The 20,581-nt window shown below is 69.1% G+C and carries 22 protein-coding genes; 14 read left to right on the top strand and 8 right to left on the bottom strand.

Annotated features, from left to right (window positions below; translation table 11 throughout):
- Window positions 1-56 precede the first annotated feature (56 nt).
- From VAPA_RS25515 to VAPA_RS25500, 4 genes are all read left to right on the top strand, one after another.
- Window positions 57-833: a Crp/Fnr family transcriptional regulator gene (locus VAPA_RS25515; RefSeq protein ID WP_021012885.1), complete on the top strand. Its 777-nt coding sequence runs from the start codon at window positions 57-59 to the stop codon at window positions 831-833.
- The gene (locus tag VAPA_RS25510) at window positions 830-1,300 is read left to right on the top strand and encodes a hypothetical protein (protein WP_021012884.1); all 471 of its coding nucleotides are present in this window, start codon (window positions 830-832) and stop codon (window positions 1,298-1,300) included. Before VAPA_RS25515 ends, VAPA_RS25510 begins: the two co-directional genes overlap by 4 nt.
- A 61-nt stretch (window positions 1,301-1,361) precedes the next feature.
- The gene (locus tag VAPA_RS25505) at window positions 1,362-2,126 is read left to right on the top strand and encodes an SDR family NAD(P)-dependent oxidoreductase (RefSeq protein ID WP_021012883.1); all 765 of its coding nucleotides are present in this window, start codon (window positions 1,362-1,364) and stop codon (window positions 2,124-2,126) included.
- 22 nt (window positions 2,127-2,148) lie between these two features.
- Complete coding sequence (locus VAPA_RS25500) at window positions 2,149-2,406, top strand: hypothetical protein (protein ID WP_021012882.1); 258 nt, start codon at window positions 2,149-2,151, stop codon at window positions 2,404-2,406.
- A gap of 12 nt (window positions 2,407-2,418) precedes the next feature.
- Here the strand turns inward: VAPA_RS25500 and VAPA_RS25495 are convergent, their stop codons facing one another.
- Window positions 2,419-3,468 (bottom strand): MBL fold metallo-hydrolase, encoded by a 1,050-nt coding sequence (locus tag VAPA_RS25495; protein ID WP_021012881.1) that lies wholly within the window; start codon window positions 3,466-3,468, stop codon window positions 2,419-2,421.
- A gap of 61 nt (window positions 3,469-3,529) precedes the next feature.
- Entirely contained in the window at window positions 3,530-4,507 is a 978-nt protein-coding gene (locus VAPA_RS25490) for a Bug family tripartite tricarboxylate transporter substrate binding protein (protein ID WP_021012880.1), read from the bottom strand.
- Window positions 4,508-4,763: 256 nt separating this feature from the next.
- Between VAPA_RS25490 and VAPA_RS25485 the strand changes: the two genes are divergently transcribed.
- The gene (locus VAPA_RS25485; RefSeq protein ID WP_021012879.1) at window positions 4,764-5,141 is read left to right on the top strand and encodes a VOC family protein; all 378 of its coding nucleotides are present in this window, start codon (window positions 4,764-4,766) and stop codon (window positions 5,139-5,141) included.
- Between the two features lie 24 nt (window positions 5,142-5,165).
- On the opposite strand, the gene VAPA_RS25480 is transcribed toward VAPA_RS25485, so the two are convergent.
- On the bottom strand, window positions 5,166-5,747 hold the full coding sequence (locus tag VAPA_RS25480) for a superoxide dismutase (RefSeq protein ID WP_021012878.1): 582 nt from the start codon (window positions 5,745-5,747) through the stop codon (window positions 5,166-5,168).
- 38 nt (window positions 5,748-5,785) lie between these two features.
- A complete protein-coding gene (locus VAPA_RS25475; RefSeq protein WP_021012877.1) occupies window positions 5,786-6,454 on the bottom strand; it encodes a helix-turn-helix transcriptional regulator in 669 nt (222 codons plus the stop codon).
- A 176-nt stretch (window positions 6,455-6,630) separates the two neighbouring features.
- On the opposite strand from VAPA_RS25475, the gene VAPA_RS35455 reads away from it, so the two are divergent.
- The 7 genes from VAPA_RS35455 to kdpE are packed head-to-tail and all read left to right on the top strand — an operon-like array spanning window position 6,631 to window position 14,843.
- Complete coding sequence (locus VAPA_RS35455; protein ID WP_268977785.1) at window positions 6,631-6,756, top strand: hypothetical protein; 126 nt, start codon at window positions 6,631-6,633, stop codon at window positions 6,754-6,756.
- Entirely contained in the window at window positions 6,753-6,851 is a 99-nt protein-coding gene (gene kdpF, locus VAPA_RS25470) for a K(+)-transporting ATPase subunit F (protein ID WP_018905139.1), read from the top strand. Before VAPA_RS35455 ends, kdpF begins: the two co-directional genes overlap by 4 nt.
- 1 nt (window position 6,852) lies before the next feature.
- Window positions 6,853-8,652 (top strand): potassium-transporting ATPase subunit KdpA, encoded by a 1,800-nt coding sequence (gene kdpA / locus VAPA_RS25465; RefSeq protein ID WP_021012876.1) that lies wholly within the window; start codon window positions 6,853-6,855, stop codon window positions 8,650-8,652.
- A gap of 10 nt (window positions 8,653-8,662) precedes the next feature.
- A complete protein-coding gene (kdpB, locus tag VAPA_RS25460) occupies window positions 8,663-10,762 on the top strand; it encodes a potassium-transporting ATPase subunit KdpB (RefSeq protein ID WP_021012875.1) in 2,100 nt (699 codons plus the stop codon).
- A gap of 10 nt (window positions 10,763-10,772) precedes the next feature.
- Window positions 10,773-11,363 carry a potassium-transporting ATPase subunit KdpC gene (gene kdpC / locus VAPA_RS25455; protein ID WP_021012874.1) on the top strand — a complete coding sequence of 197 codons (591 nt, stop codon included), beginning with the start codon at window positions 10,773-10,775 and terminating at the stop codon, window positions 11,361-11,363.
- Window positions 11,364-11,380: 17 nt separating this feature from the next.
- Window positions 11,381-14,140, top strand: coding sequence for a DUF4118 domain-containing protein (locus VAPA_RS25450; protein ID WP_021012873.1), 2,760 nt, complete (start codon window positions 11,381-11,383; stop codon window positions 14,138-14,140).
- Between the two features lie 4 nt (window positions 14,141-14,144).
- Window positions 14,145-14,843, top strand: a complete 699-nt coding sequence (kdpE, locus tag VAPA_RS25445) for a two-component system response regulator KdpE (protein ID WP_021012872.1) — start codon at window positions 14,145-14,147, stop codon at window positions 14,841-14,843.
- Between the two features lie 153 nt (window positions 14,844-14,996).
- Here the strand turns inward: kdpE and VAPA_RS25440 are convergent, their stop codons facing one another.
- The 4 genes from VAPA_RS25440 to VAPA_RS25425 form a co-directional block, all read right to left on the bottom strand.
- Window positions 14,997-16,127, bottom strand: a complete 1,131-nt coding sequence (locus VAPA_RS25440; protein ID WP_021012871.1) for a zinc-binding dehydrogenase — start codon at window positions 16,125-16,127, stop codon at window positions 14,997-14,999.
- Window positions 16,128-16,228: 101 nt separating this feature from the next.
- Window positions 16,229-16,804 (bottom strand): tyrosine-protein phosphatase, encoded by a 576-nt coding sequence (locus VAPA_RS25435; RefSeq protein WP_021012870.1) that lies wholly within the window; start codon window positions 16,802-16,804, stop codon window positions 16,229-16,231.
- On the bottom strand, window positions 16,801-17,292 hold the full coding sequence (locus VAPA_RS25430) for a hypothetical protein (protein WP_021012869.1): 492 nt from the start codon (window positions 17,290-17,292) through the stop codon (window positions 16,801-16,803). The genes VAPA_RS25435 and VAPA_RS25430 overlap by 4 nt, the downstream gene beginning before the upstream one ends.
- Complete coding sequence (locus tag VAPA_RS25425) at window positions 17,289-18,428, bottom strand: MGDG synthase family glycosyltransferase (RefSeq protein WP_196232529.1); 1,140 nt, start codon at window positions 18,426-18,428, stop codon at window positions 17,289-17,291. Before VAPA_RS25425 ends, VAPA_RS25430 begins: the two co-directional genes overlap by 4 nt.
- A 143-nt stretch (window positions 18,429-18,571) precedes the next feature.
- Here VAPA_RS25425 and VAPA_RS25420 point away from each other — a divergent pair, with 143 nt between their 5' ends.
- Both VAPA_RS25420 and VAPA_RS25415 read left to right on the top strand, forming a co-directional pair.
- Complete coding sequence (locus VAPA_RS25420; protein ID WP_021012867.1) at window positions 18,572-19,393, top strand: pseudouridine synthase; 822 nt, start codon at window positions 18,572-18,574, stop codon at window positions 19,391-19,393.
- Window positions 19,394-19,403: 10 nt separating this feature from the next.
- The gene (locus tag VAPA_RS25415; protein ID WP_021012866.1) at window positions 19,404-20,519 is read left to right on the top strand and encodes a winged helix DNA-binding domain-containing protein; all 1,116 of its coding nucleotides are present in this window, start codon (window positions 19,404-19,406) and stop codon (window positions 20,517-20,519) included.
- Window positions 20,520-20,581: the final 62 nt, after the last annotated feature.

The following is a 20,581-nucleotide window of genomic DNA, read 5'->3' as shown; positions in this document are numbered from 1 at the left end:
CGCCATGTTGTCGTTCCAACGACAATCCTAGGGACACTACTCCCCGGAGTTTCCCGATGCCTCACGGCAACCTCAATCAACACAACGTGCTGGGTGGTTCTATCAAGGACCGCGTTCGCCCCCCTAGCGCCGCCGAGCTCGACGGCATTCCCTGGCTGCCCACGCTCACACCGGCCGAGCGCCGCCGCGCCGAAGCCGCGCTGGTGGTGGGCGAAGCCGAGGTCGGCGACCTGGTCTGCCGCGTCGGCCGCTCGCCCACCTACTGGTTCGGCGTGGTCGAGGGCCTGCTCAAGATGAGCAACGACAACGCCGACGGCGGCTCCGTCACCTACACCGGCGTGCCGCCCGGCGGCTGGTTCGGCGAAGGCACGGTGATGAAGCGCGAGCCCTACCGCTACAACATCCAGGCGCTGCGGCGCAGCGTGGTGGCGGGCCTGCCGATCGAGAGCTTCCACTGGCTGCTGGACCATTCCATCGGCTTCAACCGCTTCGTGATGAACCAGCTCAACGAGCGGCTCGGCCAGTTCATCGCGGCGCTGGAGATCGACCGGCTCAACAACCCCGACGCGCGCGTGGCGCGCAACCTGGTGTCGCTGTTCAACCCGGTGCTCTACCCCGGCGTGGGCGAGGTCTTGCGCATCACGCAGCAGGAACTGGCCTACCTGGTCGGCCTGTCGCGCCAGCGCGTGAACGAGGCGCTCAACGGCCTGTCGGCAGAGGGGTTGATCCGCGTGGAGTACGGTGGGCTGCGCGTGCTCGACCTGCCGGGCCTGCGCGCGACCGCGATGTCGAACAAGAAAAACAACCGCTCACCGGAAACGGAAAATCCATGACCCTCAAAGACCAGCTCCAGGTCGTGCCCGCGAATGCGCAAGCGGCCTTCATTCCGCCGCCCGAGGCGCCAAAGGCCAGGGCCGAAGACACCGGCCCGACGCTCGAGGAAGCCATCGCGCGCAACGAGGCGCTCGCCGAGAAGATCGATGCCCTCGACGCCGTGCTGGCCAAGCCGCTCGCCGAGATCCTTGCCGAGCGCGAGAGGGCCGACGAGGCCGCGCTGGCCTGGGACCGTTTCGGCGCGATGTGGATGCTCTCGCAGCGCGCCATGCGCCGCGTGGCGCTCGACCTGGCGGCGCAGCTCGGCGTGAGCGAGGAAGAAGTCGTGGCGCGTGCGATGACCCATGCCAACGCGGTGCTCAACGGGGCCGACGAGGTCGATCTCGGCGGCACCATCGCGCCCGCACAGCTGCAGCACATCGCGCGCCATCGCAACTTTCTTCGCAAGCAATTCCGTAACGGCTGAGCCCCAAGGCCTCTCGATACCCCTTAACCTCCCGCCTTCGTTCCAGAAAGACCTTTCTCCGATGACCGCTTCTCACCTCACCCTCATCACCGGCGCCTCGCGCGGCCTGGGCCGCGCCATGGCCGAACAGCTGCTGCAGGCCGGCCACATGGTGCTCGGCATTTCGCGCAGGCCGGAGCCGCAACTCGCGGAGCTGGCGCAAAAGGCCGGCGCCGAACTCATCCAGTGGGAGCAGGACCTCTCCGACCCGGTCGCCGCATCGGCCCGCCTCTCGGCCTGGCTCAAGACGCTCGACGGCCAGCGCTTCGACAGCGTGACCCTGATCAACAACGCCGGCACTGTCGGCAACCCCGCGCCCCTGGCGAGTGCCGTCGAAGCCGAACTGTCGCTGGCGCTGCGCATCGGCCTCGAGGCGCCGATGCTGCTGACGGCCGCCTTTCTGGGCGCCACCCGCGAATGGCGGGGCGCGCGCAAGGTGCTGAACATCTCGTCGGGCCTGGGCCGCAATGCCATGGGCAGCCAGGCGCCCTACTGCGCGGCCAAGGCCGGCATGGACCACTTCTCGCGCGCCGTGGCGCTCGAGGAGGCCGCTGCGCCGAACGGCGCGCGCATCGTCTCGCTCGCACCCGGCGTGATCGACACCGACATGCAGGTGCAGCTGCGCGGCGCATCGGCCGAGAAGTTTCCGGACCGCACGCGCTTCGTGAGCATGAAGGAGGAAGGCCGGCTCGACAGCCCCGCCACCGCCGCGGCCAAGGTGCTCAAGTACCTGGCGCGCCAGGACTTCGGCCACAACCCCGTGGCCGACGTGCGCGATCCGGCCTGAGCGCCAGCAAGGCGAGCACACCATGGCCACCGCAAAGTCGATCGACACCGGCGACTACAAGCTCTTTCCGTCGCCGAGGAACGTGCACCGCGTCATCTTCGAGCACCAGGTCTTCGTGCCGTATCCGTACGCGCTGATCGTGATGGACGAGTTCTACTTCAAGGGCCGCTACAGCCTGTTCTCCGCCTGCCGCCTCAGCGACGGGAAGATGGGGCAGGTGGCGACCTTCGAACTCGCATCGGACGTCGACATCTTCGACAAGAAGTTCGCGCCGGACTGATCCGGCGCTGACCTACTGCATCGCGAACCGGTCGCGCTGCGCCTGCGCGCATTCGCCCATCACGGCCAGCGCGCGCTCCACCGTCGGTGTGCCCAGAACGAAGGGGTTCGCGGCCGGCGCGGGCTGCTGCCGCAGGGCGGCGAGCTTGGCTTGCGAGCCGTCGATGTTCGAATGGTTCGACAGCAGCACGTCGACACGCTGGCTCTGCGCGATAGCGCCCATGCGCTGCGTGGCGCCGATGTAGGCGTCCAGCCGCGGCACGTCCTTGCCGAAATTGAAGCCCGTGCCGCCCCAGAGCATCGCGCGGTGCCTGCGCCCGCCCGTGCTCACGTCGAACACGGGCGAGATCGTGCCCATGGTGTGGCCCGGCGTGAGGTACAGCGTGACGCTGGTGTCGCCGAGCGTGATGCGGTCGCCGTCCTTCGCCGAGATGTCGCGCTTGGGCGGCGCGCCCCAGATCGGCGTCGCGAATTCGAGCCTGGTCTCGGTCATGGTCCAGTCGGCCTCGCTCATCACCACGCGCGCGCGGTACTTCTGCGCGAGGTAGCCGGCACCGCCGTAGTGGTCGCCGTGGCCATGCGTCACGATCACGTACTTGATCTGCGCCGGGTCGAGCCCCAGCCTGCGCATGCCGCCTTCGATCAGCGACGCGGCCTCGGCCTGGGTGTTGAGCGCATCGATCAGGATGATCCCCTGCGAGGTCTTGATCGCCCAGGCGCTGACCCAGTCGGCGCCCACGAAGTACAGGTTGTCGAAGGCCTGGCCCGGCGGCGGCGCGGGCCGGTTGATGAAACCGGTGAGGCTCTTGTCGAGCGCGTCCTGCGGCGGCCGGGCGGCGGGGGCGGGTTGGCACAGGGTCAGCAGGGCCCTGAGGTCGGTGCCGGCCGCGCGCGTGGCGGTCGCCACATGGGTCGCCACGCTGGCCTCCGACGGCGCGGCGGCCAGCCGTGCGGTGGTGCCGGTCGAGGTCTGCGCGCAGCCCTGCGCCAGGGCGACAACCGCTGCCAGGGCGGTTGTCTTCAGCAGAAGGGCGTTCTTCGAATTCTTGCGCTGTGCTGCCATCGGTGTCTCCGTGCCGTCGCTGCGGCCTGTGGTGGAGACGCCATTCTGCGACGCCGGGCGCTTATTCGATGGTCGCGCCCGAGGCTTGCACGATGCCCTTCCACTTCTCGTAGTCGGTCTTCAGCAGCGTTTCGAACTGTTCGGGCGTCATGCTCTGCGGCTCGGCGCCCTGCGCGACGATGGCGGCCTTCATCTCGGGCGTGGCCAGCAGCTTGTTGACTTCGGTATTCAGCGTGGCGATCACGTCCTTCGGCGTCTTGGCCGGCACGAAGAGGCCGTACCAGGTGGACACGTCGAAGCCCTTGTAGCCGAGCTCGGCCACGGTGGGCGTATCGGGCAGCGAGGTGCTGCGCTTGGCCGAGGTCACGGCCAGCGGGCGCAGCTTGCCCGCCTTGATCTGCGCCAGCGCCGAGGGCACCGACGACACCATCAGGTCGACGTTGCCCGCGAGCACGTCCATCATGGCCGCGTTGGAGCCCTTGTAGGGCACGTGGCGCATCTTGATCTGGGCGGCGCCGTTGAAGATCTCGCCGGCCAGGTGGATGGTGGTGCCGTTGCCCGGCGAGCCGTAGGTGACGGTGTCGGGCGCGGCGCGCGCGGCTTTCACCACGTCGTCGAGCGTCTTGAACTTCGAGCTGGCCTGCGTGACGATCACCACCGGCGTGTAGGCCACGTGGGCCACGGCCGTGAGGTCCTTCACCGGGTTGTAGCTCAGGTTCTTGTAGAGCCAGGGCGCGACGACCATGTTGTCCTTCTGGCCCATCACGATGTCGTAGCCCGTGGGCGCGGCGCGCGCGGCCTCGGCAATGCCGATGGTGCCGCCGGCGCCGCCGCGGTTGTCGGGCACCACGGTCCAGTGGTTGGCCTCGGTGAGCTTCTGCGCGACCAAGCGCGCCAGGATGTCGGTGCCGCCGCCGGGCGGGAAGGGCACGACCATGCGAATGGGCTTGGCGGGGTAGGACTGTGCCTGCGCAGGGGCGGTGAAGGCCAGGGGAAGTGCCAGCGCGAGGGCCAGCGTGCCGAAGTGTCTGCGGATCATGGGTTTGCTTGTCTCTTTGTCTGAGCGATTCGGGGTTGCAGCAGTCGTGGATGGCGGTCACTGCACCGGGGGTGCAGTGTGCCGGAAGCGGGGCCGTGCGGATTCTTCATTCGCGATGGGTCCCATATCGGCCGGCGGGGTATTTTCCGATGGATTGACAGCGGCCCGCCAACGCCCAATACTCCACCAAATGGTTGAGTATTTTTGGCTCGCCCGCCGCGCTTCCACTGCGCGATGGGCTTCACAGGAGACTCTCATGCTCGGAAACATCGACGCGGTGGCCAATCTCGCGGTGAAGGACCTCGCTGTGGCGCGCCGTTTCTATGAAGACACGCTGGGCCTGGCGCAGGTCGATGCCGAGGGCGACGAGGTGATCGTCTACCGCAGCGGCAACTCCCGCATCAACGTGTACCGCTCGGCCTTCGCGGGCACCAACCAGGCCACGGCCGTGACCTGGCCGGTCGATGGCGACATCGAGCGCCTCGTGGCCGCGCTCAAGGCCAAGGGCGTGCGCTTCGAGCACTACGACATGCCGGGCGCAAAGCTCGAAGGCGACGTCCATGTCATGGGCGACATGAAGGTCGCATGGTTCAAGGACCCGGACGGCAACATCCTCAACCTCATCAACGAGTGAGGATGCCCCCGGGCCGAACCCGGTTCAGCCGAAGTTCTTTGCCGCGAAGTCCCAGTTCGCCAGCTTGGCCAGGAAGGTCTCCACGAACTTCGGGCGCAGGTTGCGGTAGTCGATGTAGTAGGCGTGCTCCCAGACGTCCACCGTCAGCACCGGGGTGTCGCCGGTGGTCAGCGGCGTGCCCGCGGCACCCATGTTCACGATGTCCAGCGAGCCGTCGGCCTTCTTCACCAGCCAGGTCCAGCCCGAGCCGAAGTTGCCCACGGCCGACTTCACGAACGCTTCCTTGAAGGCGTCGTAGCTGCCCCACTTGGCATCGATGGCCTTGGCCAGCGCACCGCTCGGAGCGCCGCCGCCCTGGGGCTTCATGCAGTTCCAGAAGAAGGTGTGGTTCCAGATCTGGGCGGCGTTGTTGTAGATGCCGCCGCTGGACTTCTTGACGATCTCCTCGAGCGTCATCGATTCGAATTCGGTGCCCTTTTGCAGGTTGTTGAGGTTCACCACGTAGGCATTGTGGTGCTTGCCGTAGTGGTACTCGAGGGTTTCCTTCGAGTACTCGGGTGCCAGCGCGTCGAGGGCGTAGGGCAGGGGTGGCAGGGTGTGTTCCATGGTGGGTTTTTCCTTTCGGGTTTAGAAATCGAATCGGATCAAGGCGCGCTCTTCGGGCTCACCTGGTAGGCGCAGCGCCGCGCGCCCGCGAGCACGTGCTCGACGCGGCTCACGCTCACGCCGGGCCCCAGCACCTCGTCGAAGAGCTGCAGTTCGCTGCGGCACAAGCCCGTGCAGGCCCGCGCCGCGGTGCAGATGGGGCAATGGTTCTCGATGAAGAGGAAGCCGTCGCCCTCGGACCGGAACTCGGCCATGTAGCCCTCGCGGCTGCGGATGTCGGCCAGCCGCTCGAGCTTGTCCCGGAGGCTGCGCGCGCCGCGCATGGCCTCGCGGTAGTTGGCGCGCATGGCCTCCTCGCGCGCGCCGATGAGCCGGTCCATGCCCTTCTCGCCGAACACGCTGATGACGGCGCTGATCATCTGCACCGTCATCTCGGCATGCGTGTCGGGAAAGCGTGCGTGGCCGGCGCCGGTGAGGCGCCATATCTGCGTGGGCCTGCCGCGGCCCGCGGGACGGCTCTCGGCATCGACCAGGCCCTCGGCCTGCAGCTTCACCATCTGCTGGCGCACGGCCTCCACCGTGACGTCGAGCACCTTGGCGATGTCGGGAATGCCGAGCGCGCCGCGGGTCTTGAGCGTGGACAGGATGCGGTCCGCCGGCTGGTGCGGCATCCAGCCGGGCTTGGCGTCGAGCGGGCGCGTGGTCATCTTTCTTATTCAAAGAAGTTGCTTTGATTATCAAGCGGCGGCCGAGGTGTTGTCGAGCACTTTGAAAAGGAGGGGACGTCTTTACGGTTTCTTTATGCGCCCCCGCCGACTCTGTTCCCCGTTTTTACGGGCGCCTGCCGAGACTCGAGTCCTTGTTTTCGCTTGAGGAGTGATGAATGGACTTCGTCTGGATGGGCGCCTTGCTGGCGCTGTGGGCCGTGGTGGCGGCCATGGCCGTGGGGCTGGACCGGCTCGGCGCGCCGAAGAACGCGGCGGCATCGGCGCAAGGGGACGCATCGTGATCGGCCTCGAAGCGCTCTATGGCTTCGGTGCGCTGGTGGCCGTGGTCCTGTTCGCGTACCTCGTGTTCGCGCTGATCTGTGCCGAGGAGTTCTGAGATGACTTCCTCCGCCTGGGGCCTGTTGGCTCTTTTCCTGGTCGCACTGCTGGTGCTGGCCTGGCCTGTCGGCAGATTCCTTGCCGCGCTCTGCAGCGAGCGCGTGCCGCGCTGGATGCAGCGCGTCGAGGCACCGCTCTACAAGATCGCCGGCACCAAGCCTGAGCAATCGATGCACTGGCTGCGCTACGCGCTCGCGCTGCTGGCCTTCAATGCCGTGGGCGCTCTTTTCGTCTACACCCTGCAGCGCCTGCAGGGCTGGCTGCCGCTCAATCCCGCGGGCATGACGGCCGTGTCGTCTGACTCGGCCTTCAACACCGCGGTGAGCTTTGTATCGAACACCAACTGGCAGGGCTACGCCGGCGAGTCGACCATGAGCTATCTCACGCAGATGCTCGGTCTCGCGGTGCAGAACTTCTTGTCGGCCGCCACCGGCATCGCGGTGGCCTTCGCACTGGTGCGCGGCTTCGCGCGCCGCGGTGACGGCAAGGGCCTGGTCGGCAACTTCTGGGCCGACGTCACGCGCATCACGCTGTGGGTGCTGGTGCCGGTCGCGTTCGTGCTCGCGCTGTGCCTTGCGGGGCAGGGCGTGATCCAGAACTTCGACGCCTACAAGACCGTGGACACGATCGAGACCACCGCCTTCCAGCAACCGAAGCGCGGCGCCGACGGCCAGCCGCTGAAGGACGCCGCCGGTGCCCCGGTGCTGGAAGACGCCACCACCAGGACGCAGGCGCTGGCCATGGGCCCGGTCGCTTCGCAAGAGGCCATCAAGATGCTCGGCACCAACGGTGGCGGCTTCTTCAATGCCAACTCGGCGCACCCGTACGAGAATCCGACCGCGCTCAGCAACCTGCTGCAGATGCTTGCGATCTTCCTGATCCCGGCGGCGCTGTGCTTCACCTTCGGCCGCGTGGTCGGCGACATGCGCCAGGGCTGGGCCGTGCTTGCCGCGATGACGATCATGTTCGTCATCGCCGTGATCGTGATCACGCCCTCGGAGCAGGCGGGCAACCCGCTGCTCGGTTCGCTCGGTGTCGACCAGATGTCGAGCGCGCTGCAGAGCGGTGGCAACATGGAAGGCAAGGAAGTGCGCTTCGGCATCGATGCCTCTGCGCTTTTTGCCGCCATCACCACGGCCGCCTCGTGCGGTGCGGTGAACGTCATGCACGACTCGCTCACGCCGTTGGGCGGCATGGTGCCCATGGTGCTCATGCAGCTCGGCGAAGTGGTGTTCGGCGGCGTCGGCACCGGCCTCTACGGCATGCTGATCTTCGCGATGCTCGCGGTGTTCATCGCGGGCCTGATGATCGGGCGCACACCCGAGTACCTCGGCAAGAAGATCGAGGTGCGCGAGATGAAGCTGATCTCCATCGCGATCCTGGTCACGCCGATTCTCGTGCTGGCCGGCACCGCCGTGGCCGTGGTCGCAGGCGCCGGCAGGGCCGGCATCGCGAATCCCGGCGCGCATGGATTCTCGGAGATCCTCTACGCGCTGACCTCGGCCGCCAACAACAACGGCAGCGCCTTCGCGGGCCTCTCGGCCAACACACCCTTCTACAACGGGCTGCTAGGCTTCGCGATGTGGCTCGGCCGTTTCGGCGTGATCGTGCCGGTGCTGGCCATTGCCGGCGCGCTCGCGGCCAAGAAGCGCCTGCCCGTCACCGGCGGCACGCTGCCCACGCACGGCCCGCTGTTCGTCTCTTTGCTGATCGGCACCGTGCTGCTGGTCGGCCTGCTCAACTACGTGCCGGCGCTCGCCCTCGGGCCGATCGTCGAACACCTCGTGCTCTGGAAATAAGGAGCGCACCATGACTGCCAAAACCAAAACATCTCTTTCGCTGTTCGATGCAGCGCTGGTCAAGCCCGCCCTTTGGGGCGCCTTCGCCAAGCTGAACCCGCGCACGCAGTGGCGCAATCCGGTGATGTTCATCGTCTACATCGGGAGCATCCTCACGACGCTGCTCTGGGTGCACGCGCTGAGCTTCCCGGGCGACACCGGCATGAAGCCCGCCTTCGTGCTGGCCATCACCATCTGGCTGTGGTTCACCGTGCTGTTCGCCAACTTCGCGGAAGCCTTGGCCGAGGGCCGCAGCAAGGCGCAGGCCGCCTCGCTGCGCGGCCTGCGCAAGGACACCTGGGCCAAGAAGCTCAAGGAGCCCCATCACGGCGCGGCGTTCCTGCCGGAGCAGGCGCCCAACCTGCGCAAGGGCGATGTGGTGCTGGTGGAAACTGGCGATGTGATCCCGCTCGACGGCGAAGTGATCGAAGGCGTGGCCTCGGTCGACGAGAGCGCCATCACCGGCGAATCGGCGCCCGTGGTGCGCGAATCGGGTGGCGACTTCTCGGCCGTGACCGGCGGCACGCGCGTGCTGTCCGACTGGCTGGTGGTGCGCATCTCGGTGAACCCGGGCGAGTCGTTCCTCGACCGCATGATCGGCATGGTCGAGGCGGCCAAGCGCCACAAGACGCCCAACGAGATCGCGCTCACCATCCTGCTGGTCGCGCTCACCCTGGTGTTCCTGATGGTCACCGTCACGCTGCTGCCGTTCTCGGTGTTCAGCGTGGAAGCCGCGGGTGCGGGCACCGTGGTGTCGCTCACCGCATTGGTGGCGCTGCTGGTGTGTCTGATTCCCACCACCATCGGCGGCCTGCTCTCGGCGGTGGGCGTGGCCGGCATGAGCCGCATGATGCAGGCCAACGTGATCGCCACCTCGGGCCGCGCGGTGGAAGCCGCCGGCGACGTCGACGTGCTGCTGCTCGACAAGACCGGCACCATCACGCACGGCAACCGCCAGGCCAGCGCCTTCCTGCCCGCGCCCGGCGTGCCGAAGGGCCGCCTCGCGCGTGCCGCGATGCTCGCCTCGCTGGCCGACGAGACGCCCGAAGGCCGCAGCATCGTGGAGCTCGCGCGCCGCGACGGCCTGGAGGTTGCCGCCGTCGAAGGTGCCCGCTTCGTGCCCTTCACCGCGCAGACCCGCATGAGCGGCGTCGACCTGCCGGCCGCACCCAACAGCCTCGACACCGACGCCATCCTGCTGCGCAAGGGCGCGGTCGATGCGATCCGCCGGCATGTCGAATCGCTGGGCGGCAGCGTGCCCGCCGAGATGCTGCGCGCGTCCGAGGAAGCGGCGCGCCGCGGCAGCACGCCGCTGGCCGTGGCCGAGGGCAACCGCGTGCTCGGCGTGGTTGAGCTCAAGGACATCGTCAAGACCGGCATCAAGGAACGCTTCGCCGAGCTGCGCCGCATGGGCATCAAGACCGTGATGATCACCGGCGACAACAAGCTCACGGCCGCGGCCATTGCGGCCGAGGCCGGCGTCGACGACTTCCTGGCCGAAGCCACGCCCGAGGACAAGCTGGCGCTCATCCGCCAGTACCAGTCCGAAGGCCGCCTGGTCGCGATGACCGGCGACGGCACCAACGACGCGCCCGCCCTCGCGCAGGCCGATGTGGCCGTGGCCATGGGCAGCGGCACGCAGGCCGCGAAAGAGGCCGGCAACATGGTCGACCTGGACTCGAACCCGACCAAGCTGCTCGAGGTGGTGGAGACCGGCAAGGCGCTCTTGATGACGCGCGGCTCGCTCACCACCTTCTCGATCGCGAACGACGTGGCGAAATACTTCGCGATCATTCCGGCGATCTTCGTCTCGACCTATCCGCAGCTCGGCGCGCTCAACGTGATGCGGCTCGCGAGCCCGTCGTCGGCGATCCTGTCTGCCGTGATCTTCAACGCGCTGGTCATCGTGTTCCTGATTCCGCTCGCGCTCAAGGGCGTGCGCTACCGGCCGGTGGGTGCTGCCGCGCTGCTGCGCCGCAACCTGGCCATCTATGGCCTCGGCGGCCTGCTCGTTCCCTTCATCGGCATCAAGCTGATCGACTGGCTGCTGGTCGCAGTCCATCTGGTCTGAGGAGACTTCCATGAACAACAATGGCAACATCATTCGTCCCGCCCTCGTGCTCTTCGCGCTGCTGAGCGCGCTCACCGGCCTGGTCTATCCGCTGGCCGTCACCGGCGCCGCCAAGGCGCTGTTTCCGTCGCAGGCGGCCGGCAGCCTGGTCGTGCGCAACGGCACCACCGTGGGCTCCAGCCTCATCGGCCAGAACTTCAGCGATCCGAAGCACTTCTGGGGCCGGCCATCGGCCACCGCGCCGCAGCCCTACAACGCGAGCGCTTCGGGCGGTTCGAACCAGGGACCGCTCAACCCGGCACTGGCCGATGCGGTCAAGGCGCGCATCGAGGCGCTGCGCGCCGCCGACCCGGGCAATACCGCGGCTGTGCCGGTCGACCTGGTCACGGCCTCGGCCAGCGGGCTCGACCCCGACATCAGCCCCGCCGCCGCGCAGTATCAGGCGGCGCGCGTGGCGCGCGTGCGCGGCCTGCCGGTCGAGCAGGTGAAGGCGCTGGTCGCCAGCCACACGCAGGCGCCGCTCTGGGGTTTTCTGGGCGAGGCGCGGGTCAATGTGCTGGCGCTCAATCTCGCGCTCGATGAAGGCGCGCCGATGCGCTAACCTGCGCAGCCACCGCCATGCCCGACGCCCGCCCCGATCCCGACGCCCTGCTTGCGCAACTGCGCAGCGACGAGGCGCGCGCGCTGCGCGGCAAGCTGCGCATCTACTTCGGCGCCAGCGCCGGCGTCGGCAAGACCTGGGCCATGCTCAGCGCGGCGCAGCGCGAGCACGCGACGGGGCGCGACGTGCTCGTCGGCGTGGCCGAGACCCACGGCCGCAGCGAAACCGCGGCATTGCTCGCGGGGCTCGACGTGCTGCCGCTGCGCGAGCTGGACTATCGCGGCCGCAAGCGGGCCGAATTCGATCTCGACGCCGCCCTCGCGCGCAAGCCGGCGGTGCTGCTGGTCGACGAACTGGCGCACACCAATGCGCCCGGATCCCGTCATGCCAAGCGCTGGCAGGACGTGCAGGAGCTGCTGGCCGCGGGCATCGAGGTCTGGTCGGCGCTCAACGTGCAGCATCTGGAAAGCCTCAACGGCACCGTCGGCGCCATTACCGGCGTGCGCGTGAACGAGACCGTGCCCGACACCGTGCTCGACGAGGCCGACGAGGTGGTGCTGGTCGACGTCACGCCGGACGAGCTCGCGGCGCGGCTGGCTGCCGGCAAGGTCTACCTGCCCCAGCAGGCCGAGCGCGCGGCGCAGAACTTCTTCCGCAAGGGCAACCTGATCGCGCTGCGCGAGATTGCGCTGCGCCGCACCGCCGAGCACGTGGAAGACGACGTGCGCGGCTGGCGCGTCGAGCAGTCGGGCGCGGCCGGCCGCAATGGAAAGGATGGGCAGGGCGGCGGACTGCAGGCGTGGAACACCTCGGGCGCGATCCTCGCGTGCGTCGGGCCGCACGAGGGCGCCGCGCAGACGGTGCGCACCGCGGCGCGGCTTGCGGGCCAGCTTAACGTGCGCTGGCATGCGGCGTACGTCGAGACGCCGCGGCTGCAGCGGCTCGCCGCCGAGGAGCGCGACCGCATCCTCGCGGTGCTCAAGCTTGCCGAGGAACTGGGCGCGGCCACCGCGGTGCTCACCGGCTCCGACGTGGCGGAGCAACTGGCCGAACAAGCGCGGCGGCTCAACTGCGCAACGCTGGTGCTGGGGCGCCCGGAGCCGGCCACCGGCTGGCGCCGCTGGTGGCCCGCCACGCCGATGCCGCTGCCGCGCGCGCTGGCCCGGCGCGCGCCCGCGCTCGACATCATGGAAGTCGGGCGCGCCGACAGCTCGCGCCGCTTGTCGCGCGCTCCCATCGCCGGCACACGCGCCGACGACGACGACCACGAGAAGGCGCCCGTCCATTGGCCGGGCTACGCGTGGGCCACGGCCGCCAGCGTCGCGCTCACGCTGGTCTGCACGCCGCTGGCCCGCGTGCTGGAGCTGTCCAACATCGTGATGCTGTTCATGCTGGGCGTGGTTGGCGTGGCCATGCGCTTCGGCCGCGGGCCCTCGGCGCTCGCAGCGCTGCTCAACGTGGCGGCGTTCGACTATTTCTTCGTGCCGCCGCGGCTGTCGTTCGCGGTCAGCGACGTGCAGTACGTGCTGACCTTCGCGATCATGCTCGGCGTGGGACTGCTCGTGGGCCAGCTGATGGCGGGGTTGCGCTTTGCGGCCGGCGTGTCGACCAGCCGCGAGCGGCGGGCACGCTCGCTGTTCGAGCTCACGCGCGAACTCTCGGCCGCGCTGGAGAGCACGCAGGTGGTGGCACTGGGCGCCGCCGCGGTGCAGGGGCACTTCGGCGGCCATGCGCTGGTGCTGGTCACCGATGCGGCCGACCAGCTCGTGCTGCCGAAGAGCCCGCCGGAGGGCTTCGATGCGCAGGTGGCCGACTGGGCCTTCCGCCACGGCCAGCCCGCCGGCCTCGCCACCGCCACGCTGGCGGCGCAGCCCTGGCACTACGTGCCGCTGCAGGCGCCGATGCGCGTGCGCGGCGTGCTCGCGCTGTCGCCGGCGCAGCCGCGCTGGCTGCTGATTCCGGAGCAGGCGCAGCAGCTCGATACGCTGGCGCGGCAGATCGCGATTGCGCTGGAGCGCGTGCACTATGTGGAGGTGGCGCAGCAGGCGGTGGTCGAGATGGAGTCGGAGCGCCTGCGCAACGCGCTGCTCGGCGCCATTTCGCACGACGTTCGCACGCCGCTCACCGCATTGATCGCGCTGGCCGAATCATTGCAGACGCTGCCGCCCGAAGCGCACGCCGAGGCGGCGCGCGCCATCGTGGCGCAGGCGCATGAGCTGCACGCGCTGGTCAACAACCTGCTCGACATGGCACGGCTCGAAAGCGGCATTGCGGGCGGCGCGGTGAACCTGCGGCGCGACTGGCAATCGGTGGAAGAGGTGGTCGGCTCGGCCATCCGCGCGGCGCGCCCCGCGCTCGGCAATACCATGGTGCAGACCGCGCTCGAGCCCGGGCTTCCGCTGGTCGAATTCGATGCCGTGCTGATCGAGCGCGTGCTGGTCAACCTGATCGAGAACGCCACCAAGTACGGCGCGCCGCCCATCGTGGTCGGCGCGCGGGCCGAGACCGGCACGCTGGTGCTTACGGTGCGCGACCACGGCCCGGGCCTGCCCGCCGCGCTCCTGGGCCGCGAGCAGAAGCTGTTCGACAAGTTCACCCGCGGCGAAACCGAGTCGGCCACGCCGGGCGTGGGCCTGGGCCTGGCGATCTGCCGGGCCGTGGTGAGCGCGCATGGCGGCGAGATTGCCGCGGCCAATGCGCAGGGCGGCGGTGCAGAATTCACGGTCACCCTGCCGCGCCGGGAGCCACCGGAACCGGCCGAAGAAGCACAACTCTGAACCCATGCCATCGCCCACCGCCATCGTGATCGAGGACGAGCCGCAGATCCGGCGCTTCGTGCGCGGCGCGCTCGAGGCCGAGGGCTGGCTGGTGCACGAGGCCGGCACGCTGCGCGATGGCCTTGCGGCGGCTGGCACGCGCCAGCCCGACCTGCTGGTGCTCGACCTCGGCCTGCCCGACGGCGATGGCGTGTCGCTGATCCGCGATGTGCGGGGCTGGTCGGCCGTGCCGATCATCGTGCTGTCGGCGCGCAGCGACGAGGCCGACAAGATCGCCGCGCTCGATGCCGGCGCCGACGACTACCTGACCAAGCCCTTCGGCACCGGCGAACTGCTGGCGCGCGTGCGCGCCAACCTGCGCCGCCCGCGCGCAGCGGGTGGTGGCAACGACGAGCCCGCGGACGCCCTGTTCCGTTTCGGCGAGGTCGAGCTGGACCGCGCCGCGCGCATCGTGCGCCGCGCCGGCGCGGAGGTGCATCTCACGCCGACCGAGTACCGATTGCTTTCAGTGCTCGTCGCCAACGCCGGCCGCGTGCTCACGCAGCGCCAGCTGCTGCGCGAGGTGTGGGGCCCGTCGCACACGGACCAGAGTCACTATCTGCGCATCTACATGGGGCATCTGCGGCAGAAGCTGGAAGCCGATCCGGCGCAGCCGCGGCATCTGCTGACGGAAACGGCCGTGGGGTATCGGCTGGTGGTTTAGCTGGCGGGCGCCGCGCTTTGTCGGGGGCACAGAGCCCTCACTCCAGCCCTCTCCCGGAGGGAGAGGGGACAAGACCGAATGCACGGCGTCGGGCTGTGTGTTTCTCCCTCTCCCTCTCCCTCCGGGAGAGGGCTGGGGTGAGGGCAGCGGCATTCACGCCGCGACGCCCTTGTTGGGGTTGAGCAAGAACTTCTCGCCAGTCGCCTGCTTCCCATACACGCCGATCGCATCGAGCTGCAGCGCTTCGAACAAGGAAACCTCCCGCGTGTAGTGGCTCGCAAACGTGGTCTTCAATTCAGCCACGACCCGCGCCCGCAGCCGCTGCACGCCTTCATCCCCGAGCTTCTGCAGGAACGGAAACAGCAGCCACCCGCCCATGCCCCACGCCATGCCGAAGTTGCGAACGAACTCCGTCGGCGAGCGGTCGAGGCCGCCGTAGATGTAGACCTGCTTGTGCGTGGTCGAGCCGTAGCGGCTGTATTCCTTGGCGGTGCGGTTCAGCGCCGCTTCCATGCAGCCGAGGATCTGTCCCGCGAGCTTGCCGCCGCCCGTGGCATCGAAGGCCAGCGTGGCGCCGGTCTCGACCAAGGCCTGCGTCAGGTCTTCGAGGAAGGTGGGCGAGCTCGTGCTGCACACGTACTTCGCGCCGATGCCGCGCAGCAGCGCCTCCTGCTCGGGCTTGCGCACGATGTTGACCAGCGCAATGCCGTCCTTCTGGCAGATCTTGTTGAGCATCTGGCCCAGGTTGGATGCGGCGGCCGTGTGCACCAGCGCCTTGTGTCCTTCGCGCCGCATCGTCTCGACCATGCCCAGCGAAGTGAGCGGGTTCACGAAGCACGATGCGCCTTCGGCCGGCGCCGTGCCCGCTGGCAGTTCCAGGCACTGGGCCGCGGCCACAGCGCGGTACTGCGAATACATCGCGCCGCCGATCGCGGCCACCGTCTTGCCCAGCAGCGCCTGCGCCGCGGGCGACGAACCGGCCTTGACCACCACGCCGGCACCTTCGTTGCCGACCGGCATCGACTGGTCCAACCGCCCGGCCATGGCCGGCATGGCGCGCTCGGGCACCGTGGCCGTCACGATGGGCCGCTCGGGCGTGCCGGAGACCTTGGCGGTGCCGATGTCGGCCGCGCCGAACAGCAGGCCCAGGTCCGACGGATTCATTGGCGACGCTTCGACGCGGATCACGACTTCGTGTGCCTGCGGTTCAGGAATCGGCTCGTCGTGCAGCGAGAGTTCGAGTTCGCCGTTCGCGCGGATGAGGGAGCGCAGTTGCAGTGCCATGGATGAGCCCCTTGTGGCCTCGTGAAAGAGGCGAGTTCGAAGGTGGCCCAGGGCCACGGGGCGGCCAGTATAGGAGCGGTGCGCGAAAGCTGCAGACGCCTTCAGGACACCGCAGGAATCACCGGCGCATGGGCCAGCGCATGGCCCATCTTCTTCGGGTCGAGGCGGTCGATGTAGCGCGGAATGTTGCGCCACAGCGTGTGGTAGCCGTAGCCGCCGCGGAACATCTCGAGGCGCGCGCTCTCCTTGTCCCGGCCCTGCACCGCCATGCGGTAGGCCGCCGCGACCACGCCGGTGCGGTCGGCGCCGTGCATGCAGTGGATCAGCACCGGCCCCTGCTTCTCGGCCTCGCGGATGGCCACCAGCGCGCGCAGCACCTTGGCGTCGTCGATCGACCAGGTGTTGATCGGCACGCGCACCAGGCGGATGCCGCTGCCCGCGAACACCTTCCGGTCGTCGTTGAAGGAGCGCAGGCTCACGATGGTGCGGATGCCCAGCGCCTTCAGCGCCGCCACGTTGGCGACGCGCGGCTGCGCGCTGCGGTACAGCGTGGGCGTGATGCGGTGCAGGTTCTCGACCCCGAGCGTGTCGAGCGGATCGGCCCAGTGCCCGGGGCGCGGCGCGGCGTGCGCCGCGGCGTCGCTGCTGTTCCTGCGCTTGTGGCTTCTCGCGCTCATTTCGCGCGCCGCCAGTGCCGCGTCACCAGGATCAGCAGGGCCACCGCCAGGCCGCCCCAGTAGTCGACCGGCGCGCCCCAGATCCAGTGCTTGTGCCAGAACGCATCCACCGCATTGAAGCGCGCCCAGCCGAACGCCGGGTTGATGATGAACCACAGGAAGTCTTCGCAGACCCAGAACACGATCAGGCCCGCCACGGCCAGCCCCGCGTCGCGCCACGTCCAGCGCCCGTTGAAGGCCAGCGGCGCGAAGAACACCAGCACCATGAAGGTGAAGACCCAGGCGTGGTAGCCCGTCATGGCGCGCCCGCCCCAGAAGATGTCGAGCCAGATGCTGTTCTCGATGCGCCAGGTGGGCAGCGAGGTGGCCCAGCCGGCGCCGCCTTCGATCTGGATCTCGGCGTTGGCAAAGAAGAAGGCCATCACCGCCACCCATGCCAGGTAGCCGAGCGTGCGGGCCACGCCCGTCTTTTCCACAGCGCCCGTCATGCGGCTTCGCCCAGCACGTGGCGCAGCACCGCGGCCGCCGCGCGCGGCTTGCCGAGCACGCGGCTGCGCTCGGCCATGGCCGCCAGCTTGGCGGGGTCGGCCATCAGCCGCGCCACCTTGTAGTCGAGACCGATGGTGTCGTAGGCGAGCCAGCCCGCGCCCTCTTCCATCAGGAAGCCGGCGTTGTGCTCTTCCTGCCCCGGAATCGGCGAGATCAGCAGCATCGGCTTGCCGAGCGCGAGGCACTCCGACACGGTGAGCCCGCCGGGCTTGGTCACGACGAGGTCGGCCGCGGCCATGAGCTTGTGCATCTCGTTCGTGAAGCCGATGGCGACCACGCGCCCCGGGTGGCGGGCGGCCAGGGCCTGGAGCCTGCCGAGGGCCTCGGCGTTGCGGCCGGCCACGGCAATCACCTGGAAGCCGCTGTCGCCGCCGAGCGAAAGCACGCGCTCGACCATGCTCGCCAGATCCCCGACGCCCGCGCCGCCCGAGGCCATCAGCAGCACGGGCCGCGCGGGGTCGAGGCCGAGCGCCGTGGCGCAGGCATTGCGCGCGAGCGCCGGCGCGTCGGGTTCGGAGAAAGCGGGCATCACCGGAATGCCCGTCACGTGGATGCGCTCCGCGGGAATGCCGCGCGCTTGCAGCCTGAAGGCCACTTCTTCCGTCGCGGCCAGGTAGCCCGCCATGCCCGGCACCAGCCACATGTTGTGCAGGTCGTAGTCGGTGATCTGCAGCCACACCGGGTAGTCGATGCGGCCGCGGTTGCGCTCGCGCATCAGCAGCTCGGCGGGCAGGAAGTGGGTGCAGATCACGGCGTCGGGCTTCTCGCGGCGTATTTCGCGCACCAGGGCGCCGGTGCTCAGCCGCTCGATGCCGCGGCGCAGGCGCTGCGAAGTCGAATGGTGCGGCGTGGCATCGGTGCGCTGGTGCAGGTACGACCACAGCTCGGGCGCGCGGTTCACGAGCTGGATGTACCAGTCGGTGTAAACCTTCCGGAAACCGCCGGCCACATGGGCCATGGCATCGATGTGGACTGCCGTGTGCGGCGGGGTCGATTGCACGGCGGCTTCGAGGGCTTGCGCTGCGCGCACGTGGCCGTTGCCGGCGCTCACACTGAGGATCAGGATTTTGGTCATGCGGGTGGGGGCCGTCGGCGGGCCATTGGCGCGCATTATCCCCATGCATTGCGACACATCCCGCAGGCGGCGTCCATCAGCGAAAATGCCGCTGCGCACCGCTTCACCGGGCGTGACCCGCCCCCAACCGACCGCGCCCCCGCATGACCGACGCCACTGCCCCGATCCGCCTCAACAAACGCATGGCCGAGCTCGGCCTCTGCTCGCGCCGCGAGGCCGATGAGTGGATTGCCAACGGCTGGGTGAAGGTGAACGGCAAGCCGGCCGAAATGGGCGTGAAGGTCATGCCGGCGGACCGCATCGAGGTCGACAAGGCCGCCAAGGGCCAGCAGGCGAACCAGGTCACCATCCTGATCAACAAGCCCATCGGCTACGTGAGCGCGCAGGCCGAAGATGGCCATGAGCCGGCGGTGACGCTGTTCACGCCGCAGAACCGCTGGGCCGAAGACAACACGCGCTTCTTCTTCAACCCCCAGCAACTGCGCGGCCTTGCGCCGTGCGGGCGGCTCGACATCGATTCGATCGGCCTGCTGGTGATGACGCAGGACGGGCGCATCGCGCGCCAGCTGATCGGCGAAGACTCGGTGATGGAGAAGGAGTACCTGGTGCGCGTGGCCTATCACGGCCTGGGCCAGCCCGCGCCCACCGGGCAGCTGGTGCGCATGGACGACGACGATCCCGTCACGACCAATGTGCAGGCGGTCTTTCCGCCGGCGATGCTCGCCAGGCTGCGCCACGGCCTGAGCCTCGACGGCCAGCCGCTCAAGCCGGCGCGGGTCGAATGGCAGAACCCCGAGCAGCTGCGCTTCGTGCTCACCGAGGGCAAGAAGCGCCAGATCCGCCGCATGTGCGAGCTGGTCGGCCTGAAGGTGGTGGGCCTGAAGCGCGTGCGCATCGGCAAGGTGATGCTCGGCAACCTGCCCGTCGGGCAGTGGCGCTACCTCGGTCCGCACGAGAAGTTCTGAGTCTTCGCCGATGGCCGTGGTGCTGAGCCAGCGCGCACTGAACCGGGCCACGCTGGCGCGGCAGATGCTGCTGCAGCGGCGCAGGGCGACGGCCGCGCAGGCCATCGAAAAGCTGGCGGGGCTGCAGGCGCAGGCGCCGAACCCGCCTTACATCGGTCTGTGGAGCCGGCTCGAAGGCTTTCGCCGCGAGCAGTTGACCGAAGCCCTGAAGAAGCGCCGCGTCGTGCGCATGTCGACGATGCGCGCGACCCTGCACCTGATGGCCGCATCGGATGCGCTGGCCTGGCGGCCGCTGCTCGAACCCGTGCATCAACGCGGATTGCAGGGCAGCAGCCATGCGCGGGCGCTCGAAGGCATCGACCGTGCGGCGGTGGTGCAGGCGGGCCGGGCGCTGCTGCGCGAAGGCCCGCTCACCAGCTCCGAACTCGGCCAGGCACTCGCGGCGCGCTGGAAAGACCGCGAGCCCGCCTCGCTCGCCGCACTCATCCGCAACAACCTGCCGCTGGTGCACCTGCCGCCCGCGGGCAGCTGGAACTCGCACCAGGGCGCACGGCTGCAGCCCATCGCACAGTGGCTCGGCGAATCCGCCGCCGATGCCGCGGCCGCCACGCAGGACGACCTGCTGCTGCGCTACCTGGCGGCCTTCGGCCCCGCTACGCTCGCCGATGCCGGCGCGTGGTCGGGCCTCACGGGCTGGAAGGCCGTGGCCGAGCGCCTGCGGCCGCAGCTGCGCATATTCATCGGCGAGCAGGGCCAGGAACTGTTCGACCTGCCGCGCGCGCCGCGCCCCGGGCCGGACGCGCCCGCGCCGCCGCGCCTCGTCGCCGAATGGGACAACCTGCTGCTCTCGCATGCCGACCGCAGCCGCGTGATGAGCGAGGCGCACCGCGCCCGGGTGTTCACCGTCAACGGCATCGTGCGCGGCACGGTGCTGCTCGACGGTTTCGTCGCGGGCGTCTGGAAGATCGAGCGCGCGAAGAACACGGCCAAGGTGGTGCTGGAGCCCTTCACCCGCTGGTCGAAGGCCGACCGGCTCGGCGTGCAGGAAGAGGCCATGCGCCTGCTGGCCTTCGCAGCGGACGGCGAGGGCGAGCGGCACGAAGTCCGCGTGCTAAGCCCCGCCTAAGACTGCGCCTCTACGCTGCGCCGCGGCGCAGGGCACGACCGATCATCCCGATCACGTGCTAC

Source organism: Variovorax paradoxus B4, assembly GCF_000463015.1.
Lineage (GTDB): Bacteria > Pseudomonadota > Gammaproteobacteria > Burkholderiales > Burkholderiaceae_C > Variovorax > Variovorax paradoxus_E.
Note: the sequence above shows the minus strand (reverse complement) of the source record. Positions and strands in the feature narration are given on the sequence as shown.